Origin of the sequence: Brevundimonas sp. UBA4553 (assembly GCF_002387245.1) — a bacterium.
GTDB lineage: Bacteria > Pseudomonadota > Alphaproteobacteria > Caulobacterales > Caulobacteraceae > Brevundimonas.
The window spans coordinates 289,764-314,083 of sequence record NZ_DGLD01000013.1 but is presented as its reverse complement, the minus strand read 5'-3'; the positions used below and the strand labels follow the sequence as shown (position 1 = coordinate 314,083).

The 24,320-nt window shown below is 68.5% G+C and carries 27 protein-coding genes and 1 tRNA gene; 19 read left to right on the top strand and 9 right to left on the bottom strand.

Features of this window, described 5'->3' with window-relative positions; translation table 11 throughout:
• Window positions 1–22 precede the first annotated feature (22 nt).
• The 13 genes from B4A39_RS09260 to B4A39_RS09200 all read left to right on the top strand — a co-directional run bounded on the left by B4A39_RS09260 (window position 23) and on the right by B4A39_RS09200 (window position 12,478).
• On the top strand, window positions 23–319 hold the full coding sequence (locus B4A39_RS09260; protein WP_207825290.1) for a YerC/YecD family TrpR-related protein: 297 nt from the start codon (window positions 23–25) through the stop codon (window positions 317–319).
• A gap of 9 nt (window positions 320–328) precedes the next feature.
• Window positions 329–1,210, top strand: coding sequence for an ATP phosphoribosyltransferase (gene hisG / locus B4A39_RS09255; RefSeq protein ID WP_292035734.1), 882 nt, complete (start codon window positions 329–331; stop codon window positions 1,208–1,210).
• Window positions 1,210–2,517, top strand: a complete 1,308-nt coding sequence (gene hisD, locus B4A39_RS09250; protein WP_292035731.1) for a histidinol dehydrogenase — start codon at window positions 1,210–1,212, stop codon at window positions 2,515–2,517. Before hisG ends, hisD begins: the two co-directional genes overlap by 1 nt.
• Window positions 2,514–3,947, top strand: coding sequence for an imidazoleglycerol-phosphate dehydratase HisB (gene hisB, locus B4A39_RS09245; protein WP_292035728.1), 1,434 nt, complete (start codon window positions 2,514–2,516; stop codon window positions 3,945–3,947). Before hisD ends, hisB begins: the two co-directional genes overlap by 4 nt.
• A gap of 166 nt (window positions 3,948–4,113) precedes the next feature.
• Window positions 4,114–4,716, top strand: coding sequence for an imidazole glycerol phosphate synthase subunit HisH (hisH, locus tag B4A39_RS09240; RefSeq protein WP_292035726.1), 603 nt, complete (start codon window positions 4,114–4,116; stop codon window positions 4,714–4,716).
• On the top strand, window positions 4,713–5,447 hold the full coding sequence (gene hisA / locus B4A39_RS09235) for a 1-(5-phosphoribosyl)-5-[(5-phosphoribosylamino)methylideneamino]imidazole-4-carboxamide isomerase (protein ID WP_292035723.1): 735 nt from the start codon (window positions 4,713–4,715) through the stop codon (window positions 5,445–5,447). The genes hisH and hisA overlap by 4 nt, the downstream gene beginning before the upstream one ends.
• Complete coding sequence (gene hisF / locus B4A39_RS09230; RefSeq protein ID WP_292035720.1) at window positions 5,444–6,211, top strand: imidazole glycerol phosphate synthase subunit HisF; 768 nt, start codon at window positions 5,444–5,446, stop codon at window positions 6,209–6,211. Before hisA ends, hisF begins: the two co-directional genes overlap by 4 nt.
• A gap of 148 nt (window positions 6,212–6,359) precedes the next feature.
• Window positions 6,360–6,998: a bifunctional phosphoribosyl-AMP cyclohydrolase/phosphoribosyl-ATP diphosphatase HisIE gene (hisIE, locus tag B4A39_RS09225; RefSeq protein WP_292035717.1), complete on the top strand. Its 639-nt coding sequence runs from the start codon at window positions 6,360–6,362 to the stop codon at window positions 6,996–6,998.
• Window positions 6,999–7,049: 51 nt separating this feature from the next.
• Entirely contained in the window at window positions 7,050–8,510 is a 1,461-nt protein-coding gene (gene zwf, locus B4A39_RS09220; RefSeq protein ID WP_292035714.1) for a glucose-6-phosphate dehydrogenase, read from the top strand.
• Window positions 8,503–9,216 (top strand): 6-phosphogluconolactonase, encoded by a 714-nt coding sequence (gene pgl, locus B4A39_RS09215; RefSeq protein WP_292035712.1) that lies wholly within the window; start codon window positions 8,503–8,505, stop codon window positions 9,214–9,216. The genes zwf and pgl overlap by 8 nt, the downstream gene beginning before the upstream one ends.
• Window positions 9,216–11,120, top strand: a complete 1,905-nt coding sequence (gene edd, locus B4A39_RS09210; RefSeq protein WP_292035710.1) for a phosphogluconate dehydratase — start codon at window positions 9,216–9,218, stop codon at window positions 11,118–11,120. Before pgl ends, edd begins: the two co-directional genes overlap by 1 nt.
• A gap of 28 nt (window positions 11,121–11,148) precedes the next feature.
• On the top strand, window positions 11,149–12,132 hold the full coding sequence (gene glk / locus B4A39_RS09205) for a glucokinase (protein ID WP_292035708.1): 984 nt from the start codon (window positions 11,149–11,151) through the stop codon (window positions 12,130–12,132).
• A 70-nt stretch (window positions 12,133–12,202) separates the two neighbouring features.
• Window positions 12,203–12,478 (top strand): hypothetical protein, encoded by a 276-nt coding sequence (locus B4A39_RS09200; protein ID WP_292035707.1) that lies wholly within the window; start codon window positions 12,203–12,205, stop codon window positions 12,476–12,478.
• 77 nt (window positions 12,479–12,555) lie between these two features.
• On the opposite strand, the gene B4A39_RS09195 is transcribed toward B4A39_RS09200, so the two are convergent.
• From B4A39_RS09195 to B4A39_RS09180, 4 genes are all read right to left on the bottom strand, one after another.
• Complete coding sequence (locus B4A39_RS09195) at window positions 12,556–12,954, bottom strand: hypothetical protein (protein ID WP_292035705.1); 399 nt, start codon at window positions 12,952–12,954, stop codon at window positions 12,556–12,558.
• Entirely contained in the window at window positions 12,951–14,246 is a 1,296-nt protein-coding gene (gene hmgA, locus B4A39_RS09190) for a homogentisate 1,2-dioxygenase (protein ID WP_292035704.1), read from the bottom strand. The genes B4A39_RS09195 and hmgA overlap by 4 nt, the downstream gene beginning before the upstream one ends.
• A 110-nt stretch (window positions 14,247–14,356) precedes the next feature.
• A complete protein-coding gene (locus tag B4A39_RS09185) occupies window positions 14,357–15,475 on the bottom strand; it encodes an acyl-CoA dehydrogenase family protein (RefSeq protein WP_292035703.1) in 1,119 nt (372 codons plus the stop codon).
• A 4-nt stretch (window positions 15,476–15,479) separates the two neighbouring features.
• A complete protein-coding gene (locus B4A39_RS09180) occupies window positions 15,480–16,664 on the bottom strand; it encodes an acyl-CoA dehydrogenase family protein (RefSeq protein WP_292035701.1) in 1,185 nt (394 codons plus the stop codon).
• 130 nt (window positions 16,665–16,794) lie between these two features.
• Between B4A39_RS09180 and B4A39_RS09175 the strand changes: the two genes are divergently transcribed.
• Window positions 16,795–17,319 (top strand): GNAT family acetyltransferase, encoded by a 525-nt coding sequence (locus tag B4A39_RS09175; RefSeq protein ID WP_292035699.1) that lies wholly within the window; start codon window positions 16,795–16,797, stop codon window positions 17,317–17,319.
• On the opposite strand, the gene B4A39_RS09170 is transcribed toward B4A39_RS09175, so the two are convergent.
• A complete protein-coding gene (locus B4A39_RS09170; protein WP_292035698.1) occupies window positions 17,316–18,248 on the bottom strand; it encodes a 2-hydroxyacid dehydrogenase in 933 nt (310 codons plus the stop codon). The genes B4A39_RS09175 and B4A39_RS09170 overlap by 4 nt on opposite strands.
• On the bottom strand, window positions 18,245–18,502 hold the full coding sequence (locus B4A39_RS09165; protein ID WP_292035696.1) for an Lrp/AsnC ligand binding domain-containing protein: 258 nt from the start codon (window positions 18,500–18,502) through the stop codon (window positions 18,245–18,247). The genes B4A39_RS09170 and B4A39_RS09165 overlap by 4 nt, the downstream gene beginning before the upstream one ends.
• A gap of 48 nt (window positions 18,503–18,550) precedes the next feature.
• Here B4A39_RS09165 and B4A39_RS09160 point away from each other — a divergent pair, with 48 nt between their 5' ends.
• A complete protein-coding gene (locus B4A39_RS09160) occupies window positions 18,551–19,381 on the top strand; it encodes an alpha/beta hydrolase (RefSeq protein ID WP_292035694.1) in 831 nt (276 codons plus the stop codon).
• A 90-nt stretch (window positions 19,382–19,471) separates the two neighbouring features.
• Window positions 19,472–20,143 carry a bifunctional 4-hydroxy-2-oxoglutarate aldolase/2-dehydro-3-deoxy-phosphogluconate aldolase gene (locus tag B4A39_RS09155; protein ID WP_292035692.1) on the top strand — a complete coding sequence of 224 codons (672 nt, stop codon included), beginning with the start codon at window positions 19,472–19,474 and terminating at the stop codon, window positions 20,141–20,143.
• Between the two features lie 112 nt (window positions 20,144–20,255).
• Here the strand turns inward: B4A39_RS09155 and ppa are convergent, their stop codons facing one another.
• Complete coding sequence (gene ppa / locus B4A39_RS09150) at window positions 20,256–20,813, bottom strand: inorganic diphosphatase (protein ID WP_105562476.1); 558 nt, start codon at window positions 20,811–20,813, stop codon at window positions 20,256–20,258.
• 138 nt (window positions 20,814–20,951) lie between these two features.
• Here ppa and B4A39_RS09145 point away from each other — a divergent pair, with 138 nt between their 5' ends.
• Complete coding sequence (locus tag B4A39_RS09145; RefSeq protein WP_292035686.1) at window positions 20,952–21,638, top strand: DUF599 domain-containing protein; 687 nt, start codon at window positions 20,952–20,954, stop codon at window positions 21,636–21,638.
• A gap of 255 nt (window positions 21,639–21,893) precedes the next feature.
• On the opposite strand, the gene B4A39_RS09140 is transcribed toward B4A39_RS09145, so the two are convergent.
• Window positions 21,894–22,733: an N-formylglutamate amidohydrolase gene (locus B4A39_RS09140; RefSeq protein WP_292035684.1), complete on the bottom strand. Its 840-nt coding sequence runs from the start codon at window positions 22,731–22,733 to the stop codon at window positions 21,894–21,896.
• A 127-nt stretch (window positions 22,734–22,860) separates the two neighbouring features.
• Here B4A39_RS09140 and cpdR point away from each other — a divergent pair, with 127 nt between their 5' ends.
• Window positions 22,861–23,217 carry a cell cycle two-component system response regulator CpdR gene (gene cpdR / locus B4A39_RS09135; RefSeq protein ID WP_292035682.1) on the top strand — a complete coding sequence of 119 codons (357 nt, stop codon included), beginning with the start codon at window positions 22,861–22,863 and terminating at the stop codon, window positions 23,215–23,217.
• Between the two features lie 113 nt (window positions 23,218–23,330).
• Window positions 23,331–23,405: transfer RNA gene (locus B4A39_RS09130), tRNA-Val, on the top strand.
• Window positions 23,406–23,524: 119 nt separating this feature from the next.
• On the opposite strand, the gene B4A39_RS09125 is transcribed toward B4A39_RS09130, so the two are convergent.
• On the bottom strand, window positions 23,525–24,319 hold the full coding sequence (locus B4A39_RS09125; protein WP_292035681.1) for a DUF2971 domain-containing protein: 795 nt from the start codon (window positions 24,317–24,319) through the stop codon (window positions 23,525–23,527).
• Window position 24,320: the final 1 nt, after the last annotated feature.

Genomic DNA, 24,320 nt, shown 5'->3' with positions numbered 1-24,320 from the left:
ACCGTTCCATTGTTACAGCATAATGGAACGCGCCATGAGCACCGACGCCGCCAAGACCGCCCTGCTGGACGCCCTGCTTTCGCTGCAGACGCGGGCGGAGGCCGACGCCTTTCTGTCCGACCTCTGCACCCCCGCCGAGCTGCGCGCCTTTGCTGAGCGGTGGCAGGTGGCGCGCCTGCTGGACGGCGGGGACAAGACCTACCGCGAGATCGCGGTCGAGGCCTCGGCCAGCCCGACAACCGTGGTGCGCGTCGCGCGCTCCCTGAAGGACATGCCGCACCAGGGCTATCGCCTGGTGCTGGACAGACTGAAAGCCTGAGTTGAGATCATGAGCACCGTGCAGGGGCGGCTTCGCATCGCCGTCCAGAAATCCGGCCGTCTGGCCGAACGCAGCCTCGACCTGGTCCGCGACGCGGGGCTGCGCGTGGTCAAGGGCAACAACGACCTGCTGTACCGGATCGAGAACTATCCGATCGACCTCTTGCGGGTGCGCGACGACGACATCCCCACCTTCGTGGCGGACGGGGTGTGCGACCTGGGCATCGTCGGCGAGAACGTGCTGGAGGAGGTGAAGAACGGCGGGCCCAACGCCGAAGTGGTCATGCCGCTAGGCTTTGGCCGCTGCACCCTGAAGATCGCCGTCCCGCCGAGCCTGGACTACGCGGGGCCGTTGTCGCTGGACGGTCTGCGCATCGCCACCTCCTATCCGAAGATCCTGCGTCGTTTCCTCGACGAACGGTACGTGCGCGCCGACATCGTCACCATGCGCGGGGCGGTCGAGGTGGCCCCCCGGCTGAAGCTGGCCTCGGCCATCTGCGATCTGGTCTCGACCGGGGCCACGCTGGAGGCCAACGGCCTGACGGCCCATGAGACGGTGCTGGACAGCCAGGCGGTCCTGATCAAGTCGCCGACCGCGCCGGAAGCCGGGCTGCAGCACCTGCTGGACAGCATCATCGAGCGGATGGCGGGCGTCGTGTCCTCGCAGGGGGCCAAATACGTCATGCTGAACGCGCCGCGCTCGGCCCTGGATCAGATCACCGCCATCCTGCCCGGCGCCGGGTCGCCCACCGTCATGCCCCTGTCCGGCCGTGACGACGCCGTGGCCGTTCACGCCGTCTGTCAGGAAGCCGTCTTCTGGGAGACGCTGGAGAAGCTGAAGGCGGCGGGGGCCTCGGCCATCCTGGTCCTGCCGATCGAGAAGATGATGTGATGAAGCGTATCGACTGGAACAGGCTGGACGCCGCGGGGCGCAAGGCCGCGCTGGCCCGCCCGCAGCAGCGCACCGAGGGCTTCGTCACCAGCGTGGTGCGCGAGATCTTCGATGATGTTCAGGCGCGCGGCGGTCAGGCCGTCACCGACTGGGCGATCAAGCTGGACGGCGCCGCGCCGCGCCGGGTGGCGATCACCGAAAAGGCCGCCGCCCAGGCCCGCGCCGACCTGCCGCCCGCCGCCGCGCGCGCCCTGCGGGTGGCCGCCGACAATGTGCGCGTCTTCCACGCCGCGACCCGGCCGGAGGACACCGCCTTCATCGAGACCACGCCGGGCGTGAAGTCGAAGCTGGTCTGGCGACCCATCGGCTCGGCCGGCCTCTATGCGCCCGGCGGCACGGCGCCGCTGTTTTCCTCGCTGCTGATGCTGGCCATTCCGGCGGGCGTGGCCGGGGTCGGGCGGCGCGTCGCTGTCACCCCGCCGTCGAAGGACGGATCGGTCCACCCGGCCATGATCGTCGCCGCCGCCGAGGCGGGCCTGGACGAGCTGTGGCTGCTGGGCGGGGCGCAGGCCATCGCCGCGCTGACCTTCGGGGTCGAACTGGACGACGGCGTCATCGCCCCGGTCGACAAGCTGTTCGGTCCCGGCAACGCCTATGTGGCCGAGGCCAAGCGCTATGCGTCGTCCCTGCCCGGCGGTCCGGCGCAGGACATGCCGGCGGGGCCGTCGGAGCTGCTGGTCATCGCCGACCGCGACGCCGATTTCGAGATCGTCGCCGCCGACCTGCTGAGCCAGGCCGAGCACGACGCCGACGCCCAAGTCATCCTGGTCTCCGACAGCGGCACGGCCCTGACCGAAATCGTCGCCGAGGTGGAGCGTCAGGTGGAGACCCTTCCCCGCGCCGCCGTGGCCCGCGCCTCGCTGGAACAGGCCCGCGCCATCCGCGTGGCCGACATGGCCGAGGCCTGTGCGGTCGCCAACCTCTATGGTCCCGAGCACCTGTCGATCCAGGCCGACGAGGCCGAACGGCTGGTGGACAGGATCACCGCCGCCGGCGCCGTCTTCGTCGGCCAGTGGGCGGCCGAGACCCTGGGCGACTACGCCGCCGGCCCCAGCCACGTCCTGCCCACCGACGGCGGGGCGCGGACGCTCGGCGGCATCACCACCGCCAGCTTCATGACCACCATGTCGGTGCAGATGGTGACGCAGGCCGGCGCCGCCGCCCTGGCCCCGGTCGCCGCGCGTCTGGCGCGGATGGAGGGACTGGAAGGCCACGCCCGCGCCGCCGATCTGAGGACCGAAGCGTGACCCTGCCCGCCCCCTATCCCCCGCTGGTGTCCGGCGGCGAAGGTCTGGACCGCTATCCGGCCGACCCGACCGCGCTGGGCACGCGACTGGCCGAGCTTTACGGCGTCGCCGCCGCTCAGGTCCTACCGGTGCGCGGCCTGACGCACGGGCTGGAACTGGTCTGGCGTCTGGCCGCCCGCGACGGCTTGAAGGTGCAGGCGCCCGAGGCTGAGCCCTATCAAGGACTGGCGGCGCTCTACGCCCGCCCGGCGGAAGGCGCCGAGATCGCCGCCGTCGTCATCCGCGCCTTGGGCTCGCCCGAGGCGGTGGCCGAGATGGCTGAGCGCGTCGCCCCCGCCCTGTTGGTGGTGGACGAGGGTCTGGTCGAGTTCGCGGAGGCAGAGTCGGCCGCGAATGTGGTCAAGGACCACGCCAACCTGATCGTGCTGCGCAGCCTGTCGATGGCCTATGGCCTGGCCGGGGCGCGGGTCGGCGCCGCCGTGGCGCAGCCGCAGACCCTGGCGCGGCTGGCCAGCGTGCTGGAGCCCTACGCCCTGCCCGAGGTCTCGGTGCGGCTGGCGGGGCAGGCCCTGGACCCGTCGCGGATGATCGAGACCGCCGCGCGCATCGACGGCGTGCGCCGCGAACGCGCCCGCGTGGCCGAGGCCCTGTCGCGGCTGATGCCGCTGGAGGCCGGGGTCGGGCCGGTGATCATCGCCCGACCATCCGATCCGGCGGCGCTCATCGCCGACCTGCGCCGGTTTGGCCTCGAAGCCGATGAAGCGGGCGACCGGGTTCGCCTGCCGGTGTCGCTGAAGCCCGAAGTCAACGACCGGCTGCTGACAGCCCTGGGCGCCATAGCCCCGAAGGTCCGCCGCACCCGCGTCGGACAGGCCGTGCGCGATACGAAAGAGACGCGCATCGTCTGCGCCGTCGATCTGGACAGCGCCGGGCCGGTGAAGATCCACACGGGCGTCGGCTTCTTCGACCACATGATCGAACAGGTGGCGGCGCACGGCGGGTTCTCCATCCGCCTGTCTTGCGAGGGCGACCTGCACACCGATCCGCACCACACCATCGAGGACAGCGCGATCGCCCTGGGTCAGGCGCTGAAACAGGCGCTCGGCGAGAGGAAGGGCATTCAGCGCTACGGCTTCGTCCTGCCGATGGACGAGGCCAATGCGAGCGTCTCCATCGATCTGTCAGGGCGGCCCTATCCGGTGTTCGAGGGGACCTTCGCGACCCCCTTCATCGGCGATTACCGCACCGACCTGACGGCCCACGTCATCCGTTCGCTGGCCGAGAACCTGGGCGCGGCCATCCACGTCCGCGTCACCGGCGACGACGACCACCACAAGACCGAGGCCGTGTTCAAGGCCCTGGGCCGGGCGCTGCGTCAGGCCATCCGCGTCGAGGGCGATGTCGTGCCGAGCACCAAGGGGGTGCTGTGATGAGCGCAGCAGCCTTGATCCTCCCTTGCGAAGCGGGGGAGGGGGACCGCGCAGCGGTGGAGGGGGCAAGCCCCGCCCGCCGCGCCCCTATCTCGCCCCCTCCACCATGCTGCGCATGGTCCCCCTCCCCCGTCGCCGTGCGACAGGGGAGGATCGGAACCGGCTTATGAGCAACGTCACCCTGATCGGTTACGGCTCGGGCAATGTCGCCTCGGTGCGGTTCGCGCTGGAGCGGCTGGGCGCGCGGGTGCGGATCACCGCCGACCCCACCGATCTGGACGAGGCCGAGCGGGTCATCCTGCCCGGCGTAGGCGCGGCGGGTTACGCCATGCAGCGCCTGCACGCGCTCGGACTGGGGGAGCCGCTGCGGCGGTTCAAGCGGCCCCTGCTGGGGGTCTGCCTGGGCCAGCAACTGCTGTTCGAGACCAGCGCCGAAGATGGGGGTGCCGACCTGCTGCGCCTGATCCCCGGTCGGGTCGAGGCCATCGCCCCCGCCCCGTCGCGCCCCTCGCCGCACATGGGCTGGAGCCGGCTGACGATCCGGCGTCCTGACCCCCTGCTGGAGGGCGTCAAGGACGGCGACTGGGCCTATTTTGTTCACGGCTTCGTCTGCCCCGATGGCCCGGCGACGCTCGCCGCCGCCGACTACGGCATCGCCGTCCCCGCCGTGGTCAACAGCGCCAACCGCTGGGGCTGCCAGTTCCACCCGGAGCGGTCCGCCGCGGCGGGCGCGCGTATCCTGAAGAATTTCCTCGAGTTGCCCGCATGATCGTCTATCCCGCAATCGACCTGAAGGACGGCGTCTGCGTGCGGTTGATGCACGGTCGGTTTGATCAGGTGACCCGCTACGACGAGGTCCCGGCCGCGCGCCTGGCCGCCTTCGCCGCCGAGGGCGCCGACTGGGTCCACATTGTCGATCTGGACGGGGCTGAGGCCGGGCGCGCCATGCAGCACGGTCTGATCGGCGAGCTGGCGGCCTCCGTCGCGGTCAGGATTCAGTCGGGCGGCGGGGTGCGCTCCGAAGCCGATGTCGAGCGCCTGCTGGAGGCGGGCGTCAGCCGCGTGGTGGTCGGGTCGCTGGCCGTGACGAAATCCGATGAGGTGCTTGCCTGGCTGAACCGCTTCGGACCCGAACGCATCACCCTGGCGCTGGACGTCAAATACGAAGGCGGCGTTCCCGTCCCGGCGCTGAAGGGCTGGACCCAGTCGGCGGGGGTCGATCTGTGGAGCGTGCTGGACCGCTATCCGTCGGACCTGCTGACCCATGTGCTGATGACCGACGTGGGCCGTGACGGGGCCCTGACCGGACCCAATCTCGACCTGCTGGGCGAGGCGCTGGCCCGGCGCCCCGAACTGAAGCTGCAGGCCTCGGGCGGGGTGGCGTCGCTGGACGACCTGATCGCCGCACGTGATCTGGGCTGCGACGGCGCCATCGTCGGGCGCGCCATCTACGAGGGTCGCTTCACCGCCGCCGAGGCGCTGAAAGCCGTGGCCCGATGACCGCGAGACGCATCATCCCCTGCCTGGACGTCAAGGACGGGCGGGTGGTCAAGGGCGTGCGGTTCGAGGGCCACGTCGACATGGGCGACGCCGCCGAACTGGCCGCCCGCTATCGCGATCAGGGCGCCGACGAACTGGTCTTCTATGACATCACCGCCAGCCCGCAGGGGCGCACGCTGGATTATAGCTGGGTGCAGGACATCGCCCGGCTGCTGGACATCCCCTTCTGCGTCGCGGGCGGCATTCGCACGGTGGAACAGGCGGCGCGCTGTCTCGATCACGGGGCCGACAAGGTGTCGATCAATTCGCCCGCCCTGGAACGCCCCGAGCTGATCGGCGAGATGGCCGCGCGGCTGGGCCGGCAATGCGTCGTGGTCGGCGTCGACAGCGCCTTTCAGGACGGCGAGTGGCGGGTGCACAAATACACCGGCGATCCCGACGCCCGGCGCGGCGCCGGCAGGCTGACCCTGGACTGGATCGTCGAGGCGCAAGATTTGGGTGCTGGCGAGATCGTGCTGAACTGCATCGATCAGGACGGGGTGCGGCGCGGCTATGACATCGCCCAACTGGCCGAGGCGCGACGGCGGCTGACCATTCCGCTGGTGGCCTCGGGCGGCGCCGGGGCGGTCGAGCATTTCCGCCACGTGTTTGTCGAAGCCGACGTATCGGGGGCGCTGGCCGCCAGCGTCTTCCACTCGGGCGCGATCGCAATTCCCGATCTCAAACGTTACCTGGACGCGCAAGGCGTGGAGGTGAGGATATGACCACCCTCATTCCGCTCATCCCCGCGGAGGCGGGGACCCAGGACTTTGGCGACGAACGCCATGGGCCGGTTTTCGCGAACAAGGCCGCCGTCCGTCAGATGGCTCAAACCCGTGTCCCCGCCTCCGCGGGGATGAGCGGACAAGACAAATGACCCTCGCTGCTTCCATCGACATATCCCAAATCGACTTCGCCAAGGGCGACGGCCTGATCCCCGCCGTGGTGCAGGACGCCGACACCCTGCAGGTGCTGACCCTGGCCTATATGGACGAGGCGGCCCTGCGTGAAACCTTGGACAGCGGACAGGCCACCTTCTTCTCGCGCTCGCGCGGCGGACGGTGGAGGAAGGGCGAGACGTCTGGCGACTTTCTGAACGTGGTCTCGGTGACGCCCGACTGCGACGGCGACGCCGTGGTGGTAAAGGTCCGCCCGGTCGGCAACGCCTGCCACCTGAACCGGATCAGTTGCTTCGGCGACGAAGACGCGCCGGGCGTCGGCCGGATCGCACGCTTGGAACGCACCATCCATGTGCGCGCCCAGGCCGACCCGAACGACAGCTGGACAGCGCGCCTGATGGCCCAGGGGCCGAAACGCGCGGCGCAGAAGGTCGGTGAAGAGGGGGTGGAGACGGCTCTGGCCGGGGCGGCGGGAGATAATGCGGAACTCGCCAGCGAGGCGGCGGATTTGATCTATCACCTGCTCGTCCTTCTCCATGCGCGTAACATGGTGTTTCAAGACGTATTGGTCGTCTTGGCGAAGCGGGCGGAAGCGGCCAAGGACGATGGCTAAGCTTTAACGGCCAAGACCCCGCCTGCCGGGGCCACGGAGGATAAAACGCGAATGGCGGCTCTGATTCTGTTCGGCGGAGGCGGCGACCTCGCCATGCGGATGCTGTTGCCTTCGCTCTATTTCCTTGATCACGACGGCCTGCTGCCCGAGGGGCTGAAGATCATCGGCGCCGCCCGCTCAAGCGAAACGGCTGAGGAGTATGTCGCCAAGGTCCACGCGGCGGTGAAGGCCCGCGCGGAAGCCGACGGCGGCTGGGACGAGACCACCTGGTCGCGCATGGCCGCCCGCCTCGACTATCTGGCCGTGGACGCCACCGATCCCGAAAGCCTGAAGGCGCTGAAGGCCAAGGCCGGCGACGGCGAGACGACCTCCTTCCTGGCGGTCTCCCCCTCGCTCTACGGGCGCATCGTCACGGCGATGAAGGCGGCGGGCCTAGCGGAGAAGAACTGCCGCATCGTGCTGGAGAAGCCCGTCGGCCGCGATCTTGAGAGCTTCCTCGAAATCGACGACGCCGTGGCTCACGCCTTTGACGAGCGGCAGGTGTTCCGCATCGACCACTACCTGGGCAAGGAGACGGTCCAGAACCTGATCGCCCTGCGCTTCGGCAACACCATCTTCGAGCCGCTGTGGAACAATCTGACGGTCGATCACGTGCAGATCACGGTGGGCGAGACCGTCGGCGTCGGCGACCGCTGGCCCTATTACGACGACTACGGCGCCCTGCGCGACATGTTGCAGAACCACATGCTTCAACTGCTGTGCCTGGTGGCGATGGAGCCGCCAAGCGACCTGGACCCGGACTCGGTGCGCAACGAGAAGGTCAAGGTGCTGCGCTCCCTGCGTCCCATCACCCCGGAGGAAGCCGAGCGCGTCACCGTGCGCGGTCAGTATGTGGCCGGAACCAGTGAGGGTCAGCCGGCCAAGAGCTATGACGAGGAACGCGGCCAGCCGTCAGACACCGAGACCTTCGTCGCCATCCGCGCCGACATCGACAACTGGCGCTGGGCGGGGGTGCCCTTCTTCATGCGGACCGGCAAGCGCCTGCCCGAGAAGCGCACCGAGATCGTCATCCAGTTCAAGCCGGTGCCCCACTCCATTTTCGGCCACGGCGAGCGCGGCGAGATCAACGCCAACCGTCTGGTCATCGAACTGCAGCCCGAGGAAGACATCTCGCTGTCGGTGATGAACAAGAAGCCGGGGCTGGATCAGCGGATGCAGTTGCAGCCGATCAAGATGAGCCTGTCCTGGGGCGTGGACGGCAAGGGCGCCGCCCCGCCGCGCCGCCGCATCGCCTATGAGCGCCTGCTGCTGGACGCCATGCACGGCGACAGCACCCTGTTCGTGCGCCGCGACGAGGCTGAACAGGCCTGGAAGTGGGTCGACGAGGTGTCCGACGCCTGGTCGGGCGCCAGCTTCAAGCCGCTGGACTATGTCGCCGGAACCTGGGGCCCGGAAGCGGCGGACCTGCTGCTGTCGCGGACCGGCCGTCGGTGGAACACGCGCGATGCCTAACGACGCCATCAAGATCTTTCCCACCGCTGACGCCTGGGCCGCGGCCTGCGCCGCGCGCCTGGCCGAGGCCCTGGCTGAGGGCCTGAGCGACAACGGTCGGGCCGTCCTGGCCGGCGCGGGCGGATCGACGCCTTCGCCCATCTATGCGCGGCTGGCGCCGATCGATCTGGACTGGTCCCGGGTCACCGCGACCCTGGTGGACGAGCGCTATGTGCCGGAGACCTCCCCGGACTCGAACGCGGCGCTGATGAAGCGCACCCTGCTGACCGGACGGGCCGCCGCTGCGGGCTTCCTGCCGCTTTACGCCCCCGCCGTGACCGTGGATCGCGCCGCCGCCGAGGCGTCGAAGGCGTTGGAGACGCAGGGCGGACGCCTCGACGCCGTCCTGCTGGGCATGGGCGAGGACGGACATATCTGCTCCATGTTCCCCGAGAGCCCGACGTTGAAGACCCTGCTGACCCCCGGTCTGAAGCCGGCCGTCTATGGCGTGCCGGCGGGACGCGACGACATGGCGCCGCCGCAGGAACGGCTGTCGATCAACCTGCCCTATCTGATCGGCGCCCGGCGCGTGGTGCTGGCCCTGACCGGGGCGACCAAGCGCGCGGTGTTCGAGCGCGAGGCCGAAGGCGATCCGCGCATCCATCCGATCGCCGCAATGATCGCGGCGAAGGTTCCCCTTGAAGTGCTTTGGACGGAGGCTGTCTGATGGCGCTCAATCCCCCCAACCTAAATCCGATCGTGGCGGAGGTCACCGCCCGCATCGTCGAACGCAGCCGCGAGACCCGAAGCGACTATCTGAGCCGCATGGACGCCGCCCGCGACAGCGGCGCCGGGCGCGCCAAGCTGTCCTGCGCCAACTGGGCCCACGCCTTCGCCGGCCAGACCATCGCCGACAAGCTGACGGCCATGGACGGGTCGAAGCCGAACATCGGCGTGGTCACCGCCTACAACGACATGCTGTCGGCGCATCAGCCGTTCGAGCGCTTTCCCGACATGATCCGCAAGGCGGTGCGCGAAGTCGGCGCCACGGCCCAGGTGGCGGGCGGGACCCCGGCCATGTGCGACGGCGTCACCCAGGGTCGTCCCGGCATGGAGCTGTCGCTGTTCAGCCGCGACGTCATCGCCATGTCGACAGGCGTGGCCCTGACCCATGACGCATTTGACGCCGCCATGATGCTGGGGGTGTGCGACAAGATCGTGCCCGGCCTTTTCATGGGGGCCCTGGCCTTTGGCCATCTGCCGATCGTCTTCGCCCCCGCCGGTCCCATGCCGTCGGGCATACCCAACGCCGAGAAGGCCCGCATTCGCGCCGAGTACGCCCAGGGTCTGGTGGACCGTCCCACCCTGCTGGCCAGCGAGATCGGCAGCTACCATTCGCCGGGCACCTGCACCTTCTACGGCACCGCCAACTCCAACCAGATGATGATGGAACTGGGCGGACTGCACCTGCCCTCAACCGCCTTCGTCCACCCCGAGACCGGCCTTCGCGACGCCCTGACGGCGGCGGCGGCGCGGCGCACGGTCGAGCTGGCCCGGACCGGCGAGAGCCGCATGGCCGACGTCATCAGCGAGAAGTCGATCGTCAACATGATCGTCGCCCTGCTGGCCACCGGGGGCTCGACCAACCACGCCATTCACCTGGTGGCCATGGCGCGGGCCGCGGGCGTGCTGATCGACTGGACCGACATGGATCAGCTATCCTCGGTGACGCCGTTGCTGGCGCGGGTCTATCCCAATGGCTCAGCCGATGTGAACGCCTTCCAGGCGGCGGGCGGCGTGGCCTTCGTGGCGCGCGAACTGGCGATGGCCGGCAATCTCCACACGGATGTCGTGACGGTCATGGGTCAGGGCATCGAGGCCTATTTCCAGGAACCGTCGCTGGTGAACGGAGAGCTGGTCTGGCGCGACGGAGTGTCGGAGACTCTGGACCGCGATATCCTGCGCCCCGCGTCCGATCCCTTCCAGAAGGACGGCGGTCTGCGGCTGGTGCAGGGCGACCTGGGCCGGGCGGTGATCAAAGTCTCGGCCGTCAAGCCGGAGAACCGCATCGTCGAGGCCCCCGCCGCCGTCTTCGAGACCCAGGAAGACGCGCTGCAGGCCTTCAAGGACGGCAAGCTGTTCCGCGACGTGGTGCTGGTGCTGCGCTTCCAGGGCCCCAGGGCCAACGGCATGCCCGAACTGCACAGCCTGTCGCCGGCCCTGTCGGTGATCCAGGACAGGGGCTTCAAGGTGGCCTTCGTCACCGACGGCCGCATGTCGGGCGCCAGCGGCAAGACCCCCGCCGCCATCCACGTCTCGCCTGAGGCTTTGGCCGGCGGCCCTCTGGCCCATGTGCGGGACGGCGACATCATCCGACTGGACGCCGAAGCCGGGGTGCTGACGACCGTCGGCGTGTTGGACCTGACCGCGCGGCCGCTCGCCGTGCGCTCGCCCGCAAACGCCCACGGCGCCTCCTGGGGCTATGGCCGCGACCTGTTCGGCGCCTTCCGTCACGTGGTCACGACGGCCGAAGAGGGGGCGACCGTCTGCTTCGCCGTGCCCGTCCGTCCCGGCGGGCACACCGACACGCCGCCCCACCCCAACTTCGTCGACCGGACGGTGGACGCCTGATCCGCCCGGCCGAGCGCAGGAGACGCCCATGAACGATCTGAACCCTCGCGTAGGCCCTCTGCTGGTCGGGGACGTCGGCGGCACCAACGCTCGCTTCGCCCTGGCCCGGATGGTCGACGGCCGCCCGGTGGTGGAGCATCACGAGAGCTTTCCGGCGGAGACCTATCCCACCTTCCTGGAAGGGGTGAAGGCCTTTCTCGACGGCTGCGAGGTCAAGCCGACGGGCGGCGTCATCGCCGTGGCGGGACCGGTCGCCGACGGCGAGATCGACCTGACCAACTCGCCGTGGCGGGTGTCGGAGGGCGAGCTTCAGACCCTGGGCCTTGATCCGGTCAGGCTGATCAACGATTTCGAGGCCCTGGCCTGGGGCGCGCCCGTCGTGCCGGAGGCGGAGCTGGCGTCCCTGGGCGGGCCTGCGGAGGGCGATCCGCACGCCACCCTGGCCGTGGTGGGGCCCGGCACGGGCTTTGGCGTCTCGGCCCTGGTGCGGGACGCCTACGGCCGGGAAATGGCCATGCCGTCCGAAGGCGGACACGCCTGCTTCCCCCCCGGCGACGCGGTGGAGGACGAAATCCTGCGCATCATGCGCCGTCGCTATGATCGCGTCTCGATCGAGCGGCTGATCTGCGGCCCTGGACTGCTGAACATGCACCGCGCCCTGGCCGAAATCGACGGACGCGAGACCCATATCGACGACCCGGCCGAGATCACCGAGGCGGCCCTGAAGGATCCCGACAGCCCCTGCGGTCATACGCTGGCGCGGTTCTGCGCCATCCTGGGCGCCGTGGCGGGGGACATCGCCCTGACGACCGGCGCGCGCGGCGGGGTCTATATCGCGGGCGGCATCGCCCCGCGCATCCTGCCCTTCCTTCAGACCAGCCCCTTCCGCCAGCGGTTCGAGCGCAAGGGCCGGTTCCATGACTACATGGCCGCCATCCCGACCAAGGTCATCCTGCACAAGCAGGCCGCATTGCTTGGCGCGGCGCGCGTCGCCTTCGCCGACGCGGCCTGAAAATGTGATCACACAGGCGTGAACCGAATGTGAGGCGCGACGTTCTTCCCGCTCAACAAGGAGGAACACCATGCGTAAACTCGTTCTCGCCGCCGCTTCGATCGTCGCCGTCGCCGGCCTGGCCGCCTGCGGTGAAAGCGCCGCTGACAAGGCCGCCGAACAGAAGGCCGACGCCCTGGAAGCCCAGGCCGCAGCGACCCCGAACGAAGCCCAGGAGCAGGCGCTGAACGCCGAGGCTGACCGCATCGAGCAACAGGCCGGCAACGCCGACGGGGGCATGACGACCCAGAACACGCCGAACACCTCGCCGAGCACCACCCCGCCGGCCCCGGCGCCCGCCAACTAAGGCAAGCGCCCAACAGACAAGGCCCCCGCCGCGCAAGCGACGGGGGCCTTTTTCATGCCGTGACCATGGCGGCCAGGCTAGTCGATGCAGAGCGTCGCCTCGGCGTTGCCGGCCTTGACCGTGGTGCGGCAACCGAACCGGTTGCTGTCAGCCTGACAGACGCCGACGGCGGCGGCTCCCGGCGTGACGCCGCTGTTGCCGGCGATCTCGCACTGGCCCTCGCATTGAGAAGCGTCGGTGCAGCGCTTGCCCGCGTCGGCGTATTTCACCACGCACTGCCAGGACTGCATCCGGCCGACCTGGCGCATCTCGCCGCCCTGGGCGGTGCAGGCGCTGGAGCTGACGCTCATCGTCGGCGCGGGCTCGGCGTCTGTATGCGCGATCACCGGCTCCGGCGCCGGCGTCGGCGAACAGGCCGCCAGCCCCAGACCGGAGATGGCGAGACCGGCGGCGAGCAGCAGGGCCTTGATCGTCATTGGGCGTTTCCTTTTTCAAATCCGGTCCAGCAGTCGTCGTAGTCGAGCTGCATCTGCGGCGTCGCCTCGGCCCAGGCCGTGGTGCGGATGGGCATCCGTGTCTCGAACATGAAGGCCAGGGTGTTCTCGATCTTGTGCGGCTTCAGCTCGGCCTTCGTCGCGCCGTTCCAGCTGGCCTGGTCGGGGCCGTGGCCGCTCATGCGGTTGTGCAGGGAAGCGCCGCCCGGGGCGAAGCCGCCCGCCTTGGCGTCGTATTCGCCGAAGATCAGCCCCATGAACTCGCTCATGACGTTCCTGTGGAACCACGGCGGGCGGAAGGTGTCCTCGGCCACCATCCAGCGCGGCGGGAAGATGACGAAGTCGCAGTTGGCCGTGCCGGGCGTATCGCTGGGCGAGGTCAGGACGGTGAAGATCGACGGATCCGGGTGGTCGAAGCTGACCGTGCCGATGGTGTTGAACCGCGCCGTATCATAGCGATAGGGGGCGTAGTTGCCGTGCCAGGCGACCACGTCCAGCGGGCTGTGGTCAAAGGTGGTGGCCCACAGCTGACCGCCATACTTCTGCACGCATTGGGTCGGGCGATCCACGTCCTCGAACCGGGCGACCGGGGTCTCGAAATCGCGCGGATTGGCCAAGCCGTTGGAGCCGATGGGTCCAAGGTCCGGCAGGCGGAAGGGCGCGCCGTAGTTCTCGCAGACATAGCCGCGCACGGGTCCGTCGACCTCGACGCGGAACCGGACGCCGCGCGGAATGACCACGACATGGCCGGGCTGAGCCTCGATCACGCCCATCTCGGTGACGAAGCGGTGCGCGCCCTGCTGCGGCACGATCAGCAGTTCGCCGTCGGCGTCATAGAAGACGCGGTCGGTCATCGAGCGGTTCGCGACGTAGAGGTGGACGCCCACGCCCGCGCCGGAATCGGCATCGCCATTACCGCCATAGGTGGTCAGGCCCTCAACCCAGTCGGTCGGGGTGTCGGGCAGGGGCAGAGGGTCCCAACGCATCCGATTGGGATTGGGCGGGGTCTCGGTGAAGGGGCCGGACCGGACGCGCCTCTGCTCGAACGGCGCATAGGGGCCGTGCTGGGCCGAGGGCCGCAGACGATAGAGCCAGCTGCGCAGGTTGTGGTCGCGCGGGGCGGTGAAGGCCGCGCCCGACAATTGCTCGGCATAGAGGCCCAGAGCCGGGCGCTGCGGCGAGTTCCGGCCGACCGGCAGGGCGCCCTCAACCGCCTCGGTGGCGAAATGATTGGCGAAGCCGGTCTGATAGGCGGGCGCGTTGGATCGCGTCATGTGGTTTCTCCCTTGCGGGAGGTTTAGCCGGGCGCGACCGATGCGTCACCCCGGCCGCGTCCAGCCTTGTCCTGGATCAAATTCCCTTCTCCCCTTGAGGGAGAAGGAAGTCAGAAGCCCTGCGCCCGCGCCAGCCGTTCAGCGTGGAAGCCGGCGTCGCCGAGCAGTTCGTTGAGGACGCGGACGCGCTTCATGAACAGGCCGACGTCGAACTCGTCGGTCATGCCGACGCCGCCGTGCATCTGGACCGCCTCCTGCACCGCCAGTTCGGCGACGCGGCCAGCCTTGGCCTTGGCGATGCCGGCGGTCTGTTCCGCGTCGGGGCGGCCGGCGTCGATGGCCTGAAGCGCGGCGAGCGTCGCGGCCCTGGCCAGCTCCAGCTCGGTGAAGAGGTGGGAGGCGCGGTGCTGCAGGGCCTGGAACTCGCCGATCAGCTTGCCGAACTGCTTGCGGGTCTTGAGGTAGTCCAGCGTCAACTTGAAGGCCTGATCCCCGGCTCCGACCAGGGAGGCGGCGGCGCAAGCGCGGCCCAGAACGAACGCGGCGTTCAGCGGCCCCTGCCCCTCGCCCACGGCGCCGATGACGGCGTCGGCGTCCACCATCACCTCGGCCAGGGTGATCCGCGCAGCGTTGTGGGCGTCGACCATGACGGTGCGCTCGACCGCCACGCCTGGCGTCTTCGGGTCGATCAGGAAGAGGGTCAGGCCCTCGTCGGTCTGCGCGGCCACGATCAGGGCGTCGGCGACGTGTCCGTCCAGCACGAAGCCCTTGGCGCCGTTCAGTTTGAAGCCGTTGCCGGACCGTTCGGCCCGCGTCCTGATCTTGCTCGGCGCGTGCTTGGGTCCTTCGTCAACGGCGAGGCTGAGGATGGCCTCGCCCGCCGAAATCTTGCCCAGCCACGCCTTCTGCGCCTCCGAACCCGCCGCCTTCAGCACCGTCGCGGCCAACACCGACGAAGCCATGAAGGGCGAGGGCGTCAGGGTGCGGCCCAGGCTCTCGGCGATGACGCCCGCCTCGACGGCGCCGAGGCCGGAGCCGCCGTCTTCCTCATCAATGACGACGCCGGCGAAACCCATCTCGCCGAAGGCCCGCCACAGGTCGCGCGAGACGCCATCGGCATCGCGGCTGTCGCGCAGCTGGCGCAAGTGGGCGATGGGGGCCTTCTCGTTCAGGAAGCCGTCGGCGGCGTCCTGAAGCATGGTCTGCTCTTCGGTCAGGATCAGGGGCATCGGCTCAGGCTCCCGGCAGTTGCAGCAGGTGTTTGGCGATGATGTTCAGCTGGATTTCGCTGGTCCCGCCCTCGATGGAGTTGGCCTTGGTGCGCAGCCAGTCGCGGGCGGCGGCGCCGTCTTTCGACCGTTCACCCTCCCATTCCAGCGCGTCGGCGCCGCCGGCCGCCATGGCCAGTTCGTGGCGGCGCTTGTTCAGTTCGGAGCCATAGTATTTGAGCATGGAGGCGATGGCCGGGTGGGCCTGTTTCGCCTTTACCTGATCCCCCACCCGCTCCATCGCCAGCCGGAAGGCGGCGGCGTCGATGTCGTAGTCGGCGATGCGGGCGCGCAAGGACGGCTCGTCCAGCCGCCCGGCCTCGTCCACCCCGAGCGCATCGGTCGCCACCTGGCCCAGGGGACGACCGACGCCGGTGTCGCCCATGGCGCCGATCATGGTCCGCTCGTGCGCCAGCAGGGCCTTGGCCACGTCCCAGCCGCGGTTCAGCGTGCCGATCAGGTTTTCCTTCTCGACGCGCACATCGTCGAAGAAGGTCTCGCAGAAGGGCGACTTGCCCGAAATCAGCGTGATGGGCCGGGTGCTGACACCCGGCGTCGCCATGTCGAACAGGACGAAGCTGATGCCCAGATGCTTGGGCGCCTCGGGGTCGGTGCGGACCAGACAGAAGATCCAGTCGGCCTTGTCGGCGTAGGAGGTCCAGACCTTCTGGCCATTGACGATCCAGTGATCGCCCTTGTCTTCAGCCCGCGTCTGGATCGAGGCGAGGTCAGAGCCCGAACCCGGCTCGGAATAGCCCTGACACCAGCGGATCTCGCCGCGCACGATGGGCGGCAGGAAGCGCTGCTTCTGTTCCTCGGTGCCGAAGGCCAGAAGCGCCGGACCCAGCATCCAGATGCCGAAGCTGGCCAGGGGCATCTGCGCCTTGATGCGGCGCATTTCCGAGGCCAGCACCTTGGCCTCTTCGCGGCTCAGGCCGCCGCCGCCGTATTCGCTGGGCCATTCCGGCGCGGTCCAGCCGCGCTCGGCCATGCGGTCCAGCCAGAGCTTGTGCGCCGGAGTCTTGAACACCGCGTTACGGCCGCCCCAGACATAGTCCTCGTCGCCGTCGCGCGGCCCCCTCACCTCGGCCGGGCAGTTGGCCTCCAGCCAGGCGCGCGTCTCGGCGCGGAATGTCTCCAGATCGGCCATCTGCGTGCCCTTGCTGCGTTTCCCTGAGACCACGCTAACAGCAATCCGTTGCGATTGGCTACGGGCTCTACGAAGGTTCTGAACCGCTGCGGTTGTGGCGCGTTTTCGGCCCGCACAGAGGGGCCTTGTCATGATCATTCTCAATCGTCTTGTGTTCGGGGCGGCCAGTCTGCTGCTGCTCCTGCTGGCGCTCGGGCTGGTCTGGCTGGGGCTGGGCGACGCCTGGGAAGCCGTTCGCAGCCCCGACCAGTCCGGGGCCGACGCGATCCTGGACGTGCTGGGCTATGTCATTGTCGCCATCGCCGTCTTCGACGTGGCCAAGTATCTGTTCGAGGACGAGGTGCGGCGCGGCAGCGAGCGGCGCAGCGCGGCGGAGGCCCGGCGCAGCCTGACCAAATTCCTGTCGACCATCATCATCGCCGTCTTTCTCGAGGCGCTGGTGGTGGTGTTCAAGACCGCGCGCGAGGACGTGGCCCTGCTGGTCTATCCGACCGCCCTGCTGATCGCGGCGGTGGTGGTTCTGGTGGGGCTGGGCGCCTACCAGCGCTTCTCGGCCACCGTCGAGGAGAAGGTGGGCGACGACGACGCGGCCGACGAACGGCGGGACGCGCAGCCCACGCCGAAACGCCGCCCGCCCGCGCGCAAGAAGGCCTAGGTCGACACCGGGGTGACGGCGGGCGCGCCCGACAGCACGGCCAGCAGGTTCTCGACCAGCAATCCGGCCATGGCGGCGCGGGTCTCCACCGTGGCCGAGCCAACGTGGGGCGTCAGCACGCAGCGCGGATGATCCAGCAGGCCCTGAGGCACGCTCGGCTCATGCGCGAAGACATCAAGGCCGGCGCCGAACAGACGATCCTCGCTAAGGGCGGCGATCAAGGCGTCTTCGTCCACCACCCCGCCGCGCGCGATGTTGATCAGGACGCCGTCGGGGCCCAGCGCGGCCAGCACCTCGGCGTCGACGAGCTTGTCGGTCGCGGGGCCTCCCGGCGTGGCGACGATCAACACGTCCACCGCCCTGGCCAAGGCGCGGGCGCTGTCGTGATAGGCGTAGGCGGCGCCTGCGACCGGGCGACGGCTGTGATAGGCGATGGTTCCGCCCAAGGGCTCCAGCCGTCGCGCGATGGCTGCGCCGATACGACCCAGGCCGAGAACGCCGTAGCGCCGTCCGCTGGCGCGGCGGGTCAGGGGCGCGCGTTCGCCCGCCGCCCAGCGACCGCTGCGCAGATGATGCTCGACCGTGGGCAGGGCGCGCAGGGTGTTCAGCGTCAGGGCCAGGGCGAGGTCGGCCACGTCCTCGGTCAGGACGTCGGGGGTATTGGTCACGACCACCCCGCGCGACCCGGCGTGCGCCACATCCACCCCGTCATAGCCGACGCCGTGGACGGCGATGATCTTCAGGTTCGGCAGGGAATCGATCAGGTCGGCGGAAGCCGGGCTGCCGCCGAAGACGACATAGGCGGTCGTCGCCTCGGCCTGCTCCGGGGACGGCGCGCCGTCCATCGTCTGCAGTCTCAGGCCGGAGGCGCGCAGCGGGGCCAGCAAACTGTCGGGCAGACCCGGCGCCAGGAGGACCAGATCGGTCATTTCTGCGACGGCAGGAAGGGCGAGAAGGTGATGACGGTGAAGGTGTCGCGGATGTGCGGCCGCGTCTGGACCTGCTTGGTCACGAAGGTGCCGATGTCGGCGTCTTTCGGCAGCTGGAACTTGGCCAGCAGGTCGTGCTGACCCGAGGTCGAGTAAACTTCCGACACGTTTTCAACGTTGTCGACCAGATCGGCGGCGACGTCGTTGGCGTAGCCCAACTCGCATTTGATGAAGACGAAAATGGCGGTCATCATGGTCGGAACCTCCCGTTCAAGCGGAGGTGCATAGCGGATGGAAACGGCATGGGTAAGGCTCCGGCGACAGTGACGGCCCCTCCAGTCGATTACGAGGCGGCCTACAACAATCGAGAACGCGTGCCGGGTCACCCGGCGATCCTGAAACGATGGCGAGAGGATTCGGCCCGCGTCATCGACGCCCGGCGGCCGGACACCGTCGAATACGGCCCCGGCGAGCGCCAGAAGATGGAATGGTTCGACGCCGGATCGGGCGCGCCGACCGCCATCTTCATCCACGGCGGCTACTGGCAGGCGCTGGACCGGGCCTGGTTCGCCTGGGTCGCGCCGGCCCTGCTGGAGCAGGGGATCAGCGTGGTCATCCCCGGCTACGATCTGGCCCCGGCGGTCAAGGTCGGCGCCATCATCAGCCAGATGCGGCGGGCGACCGAACTGGTGCGCGACCGCACCGGCAAGCGGCCCCTGGTCTTCGGCCACTCGGTCGGCGGGCACATGGCGGCCTGCATGCTGTCCGAAGGACGGGCGCGGGCGGCGCTGGCGATCTCGGGCGTGTTCGATATCGAGCCGCTGATCCACACCAGTTTGAATGAGGCCCTGGCGCTGGACGCCATGACGGCGCGAGCCCTGTCGCCGATCTACTGGCCCGCGCCGAACGGCGGGGCGCCGGGCGGGCGGGCGCTGGACTGCTGGGTCGGCGGGGCGGAAAGCAACGAGTTCATCCGCCAGAGTCGCAGCATGGCCGCCGAGTGGGGCGGCAAGGGCGCCGACACCCATGTCGAGGTGCTGGACGGGCTGGACCACTTCACCATGCTGGACCCGCTGGCCGACAAGGACAGCCGCATGGTTCAGCGTCTCGTGACGCTGGCGACCGCCGAATAGGCGGCGCTTACCAGTGTTGATCCCGGTGTCACTTGACGGGGACGCCGGGAACCGCCGATCTGCGGGCCTCAAGGCCTGTAAGGAGACCCCATGCGCCACGATCGTCTCAGCGTGCTGACCGCCCTCGAATTCCAGGGCGTCGTCCCGGTCTTCTATCACGCCGACCCGGAAGTCTGCGCCGAGGTGATCCGCGCCTGCGCTCGCGGCGGAGCCAAGGCGGTCGAGTTCACCAACCGCGGCGACTTCGCCTGGGAGACCTTCACTACGCTGTCGAAGCAGTTCGCCCAGACCGATCCCGACATCATCATGGGCGTGGGTTCGATCCTGGATGCGCCGACCGCCGCCCTATACCTCGCCTCTGGCGCGCGCTTCGTCATCAGCCCCTGCCTGGTCCCCGAAGTGGCCCAGGTCTGCAACCGCCGTCAGGTCGCCTATTCGCCGGGCTGCGGCTCGGTGCGCGACATTTCGGAAGCCCAGGCCCTGGGCTGCGAGATCGTCAAGCTCTTCCCCGGCGCCTCGGTCGGCGGACCGGACTTCGTTAAGGCGGTGCTGGGCCCCATGCCGTGGACCAAGATCATGCCGACCGGCGGCGTCGACCCCGACGAGGCCTCCATCGCCAAATGGTTCGGCTCCGGCATAGTGGCGGCCGGCATGGGCTCCAAGCTGATCACCGACGCGGCCATTCAGGCCCGGGACTGGGCCGGCATCGAAGCCAAGGTGCGCCAGACGGTGGACGCCATCGCGGCGTTCCGCGCCAAGTAGCAGGACTTGCGCTCAAGCAGCGCGCGACCGCGTCGCGCGCGATAGCGCCCCAAAAAGAAGGCCCCGCCGGTCGAACCGGCGGGGCCTTCTCTTATTCAGAACCGAAAGCGGATCAGGCGGCTTCGGCGGCCGCCTTGGCCAGCTTGGCTTGGTGCGCGGCCATGCCGGCGGCGATCAGTTCGGCGGCTTCGCCGGCGTCGCCCCAGCCGTTGACCGTGACCGACTTGCCCTTCTCCAGATCCTTGTAGCGGGTGAAGAAGTGCTCGATCTGCTCGATCAGGATGGCGGGCAGCTGACGGTAGCTGGAGACCTCGGTGTAGTAGGGGTTCAGCTTGTCGACCGGCACGGCCAGGATCTTTTCGTCGCCGCCGGCCTCGTCGACCATCTTCAGCACGCCGATCGGGCGCGAGCGGATGACGCAGCCCGGCACCACCGGGGTCGGGTTCAGCACGATGACGTCGCAGGGGTCGCCGTCGTCCGACAGGGTGTGCGGCACGAAGCCATAGTTGCCCGGGTAATACATGGCGGTGTGCAGGAAGCGGTCGACGAACAGGGCGCCGGATTCCTTGTCCATCTCGTACTTCACCGGCAGACCGCCTTGCGGGATCTCGATGATGACGTTGATGTCCCAGGGCGCATTCGGGCCGACCGGAATGGCTTCGATGTTCATGTTACGCTCTTGTTGCAGGTGCGAACGGGGAGTTGGGGCGCGTGATAAGCTTTGCGTCGCCGAACAGCAAGCTTCAGGGCGGGCTTTCTGCGGCCTTCACCCTTGCTCCATAGCCCCGACTGAAGGCATCAACAGGGCATGACCCTGCTCGACTGGATCGCCCTCTTCCTCTTCTTCACGGCCTGGCTGGGCTATGGGCCCCTGCTCAAGCTCATCTCGCGACGCAGCGGGTCGTTGAACGACGACATGCTCGTGGTCCGGGACAGCTGGATGACGGCCATGACCCATCGTGAAATGCGGCTGATCGACAGCCAGCTGATGGGCCATTCGATCAACTCCGCCTCCTTCTTCGCCTCGACCAACCTGCTGTTGATCGCGGCGGTCGCCGGCATCCTGTTCGGCGGCGAGAATGCGCTGAAGGGCTTCGCCGCCGTGGGCGCCGAGGCGGTGCCGATGAAGATCCTGGAGGCCAAGCTCGCGCTGGTGCTGATCTGTCTGGCGCGCGGCTTCCTCGATTTCATCTGGTCCCTGCGTCAGATGAACTACGCCCTGGCCCTGATCGGGGCCGCGCCCGAGATCCATTCCGAGACCGACAAGGTCGCCTATGGCCACGCCGTGGCGCGGGTGCTGAACCCGGCGCTGGGCGGTTTCAGCCAGGGGGTGCGCGGCTACTACTTCGCCCTGGCGGCGGCGGCCTGGCTGTTCGGCCCCCTGTGGCTGGCCCTGGGCGTGATCTCGGCCTTCGGTCTGCTGGTCTGGCGCCAGGCCGGATCGCCGGCGGCCCAGGCCGTTCGCGCGGCCCGACGCCTGCTCGAGCGCAGTTAGGCCCGACTTTGGTCTTATTGCGGACGCGAACGATTCGTGCGCGCACCCAGCGGCGCGCAGCGTAACGGCGAAATGTATTTCCGTAACAGCCTGTGATCGCGAGTCAAAAATCGGCGCTTGAAATTTTGTGCGCTGCAACCTAACTTGTTCATCGACGCCTCCGGGCGTCATGCCCTTCCTGGGCGTTTCCTCCCTATAGACTTTATATGCCGCGCCCCCGGGCGCGGCTTTTTTTTGGCCCGTCTGCCAGCTGGCTCAAACGGCGAAATCGCGCCCCAGCGCCGCGATCACCCGGTTCAGACCGGCCTGGCACCGCCCCCAACCCACCGAGGGCGCGCCCTGCGCCTCGTCCCAGTAAAGTCGGCGGGTCAGTTCGATCTGGATCGCCTCGAACCCTTCGTCCGGCCGCCCCCACAGCTGCGTCGCATAACCCCCCGCATAGGGCCGGTTCAGCGCCACGCGCCAGCCCAGCCCCTCGAACAGCAGTCGCAGGGCTCGGGTCAATCCGGTCGCGCAACTGGTTCCATGCCGGTCGCCCAGCACCACATCCGGCCCGCGGGTTCCCGTGGCCCGCGACGGCATGGAATGCCAGTCGATCAGCACCGCCCGGCCATGCCCCCCATGCGCCGCCTCCATCAGCTCGGCCAGCCGCTCGTGATAGGGGGCGTGCACCCGCGCGATGCGCGCCTCCGCCTCCTCCAGGCCCAGACGGCGGTCATAAAGAGCCGTCCCGTCCCCCGCCAGGCGCGGCACGACGCCATAGCCCGCCAGGGTCTTCAGGCCCGGGGGCGGCGCGGTCGGCGCGCCTTCGATCAAGGCGGGGTCCAGCTCATCCGGCGCCCGGTTCAGATCGACGTAAGCCCGCCCGATCCGCCCCGCGATCAAGGGAGCCCCCGCCCCCGCCGCGGCGGTCAGCAGGCGGTCCATCGCCGCATCCTCGGCGCTGCGCAGCGAGGCCGCCGACAGGCCCGGCGCCGCCGCCATGTCGTCCGGGTAGACCATGCCCGAATGAGGCGAGGCGAAGACCAGAGCCGTCGCCCGGCCGCTCGCAGCAGGCGTCAGACTGAAGCTGGTTTCGGTCGGCGAGGAACTCATGGCTTGGCCATAACCTGATTTATCCCCGACCGCGCCCTCTACGCGCTCGCCCCAAGGCTGATTTTCACCGCGAGTTTACCGATCGGCGCCTAGGCTTCGCGCCTGTATTCAAGGACCTGATCCCCACATGGCGCGTATTCTGCTGGCCGAAGACGACGGCTCGCTTCGAGGTTTCCTGACCCGTGCGCTGGAACGCGCCGGTCACGCCGTGGTGGATTGCGAGAACGGCGACGACGCCATCGACGCGCTGGAGCAGGGTCCTTTCGATCTGTTGCTGACCGACATCGTCATGCCGGGCGCCGACGGGATCGAGGTGGCGCGCGTGGCCGCAGTGCGTCAACCTGGTATCCGCATCATGTTCATCACGGGCTTCGCCGCCGTCGCCCTGTCCGCCGCCCAGGCGACGCCCCAGGCCAAGGTCCTGTCCAAACCCGTCCACCTGCGCGACCTGGTGAACGAGGTCGAACGCATGATCGCGGCCTGACGAAAAAATCCGGAAAAAGAAGACACAAGCCCCTTGCGGCCCCCGCGAACTGCGGGTTATAGACGCCGCCTTCCCGCCCACCGGCCCATCAGTCGGCGGGCCGCAGAACAGGCGGACGCGTAGCTCAGCGGGAGAGCACTACGTTGACATCGTAGGGGTCACAGGTTCAATCCCTGTCGCGTCCACCATTTCTTCCTCAAAAATCAAGACGTTAGTGTTGGCGGTGACTTTGGCGCTGACCAGTTACTGGCCAGCTTCATGGTCGTTCGGGCGAGGTCGCAGACGGGCCATCACCACGGTTGGCGGGTTACGGCCAAAGCGAAGCCTTGCGCTGTTCGACCACCCTGAATGATCGGAAAGCCAGTCGCGCCTTGCGTACTTGCGCTGCCGTCCCGACTAACGCGTCGCTGATTTCACGACGGCTTAGATCCGACGAGGCTCCTACAATGACCTCTCGCAGTTGGAGATCAGCGTCGAATGGTCTGAAATACAGGCCGCCCGCGCTGGGCGTATCAAGACGCGCAAACAGCCGAACCTCGTCCTCGTATCGCCAGTGACTAAACTTGGTCGATAGGACCTTCAGCATGGCATCTCTTGCGGCAGCATCCTTCCGCCGGAGCAAATCAACGTCCGGCAGCGGGCGCTTTCGAACGTAGCTCACGACGGTCAGCAGGCCATCCGGAACATCGAAACCGAGGCACACGCCTCTGTGATGATCTGCGTAGTGGCTCCATTGGACCGGGTTTTTCCAGTTTCGGCTGAAACACAGAAGGCCGAACTGCGCTGCAAGCTCAGTCTTTGTATCAGCGAACGCCTTCCGCGTGGCCGGGTCTGGAGCACTCGGTCCGATAAACTCGAACGGATCGTTCAGGGCGGCGATCCTGGCAAGTTTCAGGCGGCGCCGACGAAGGTTCTCCAGTCCGAAGTTGGCAGGAAGAAAATGATAAACCCGCATGGTTTCCGCACCTGCCAAGCTTCGCAGCCACTTCTGACAATTCGGGCCGTCGGTCTTGGTATCCAGCATCGCAGAGTTAGCTAAAGGATTTTCCTTCCCGGACTGCTTGCGGACATCATTGCATCCGCCGGTGTGTCTGGGGATCATC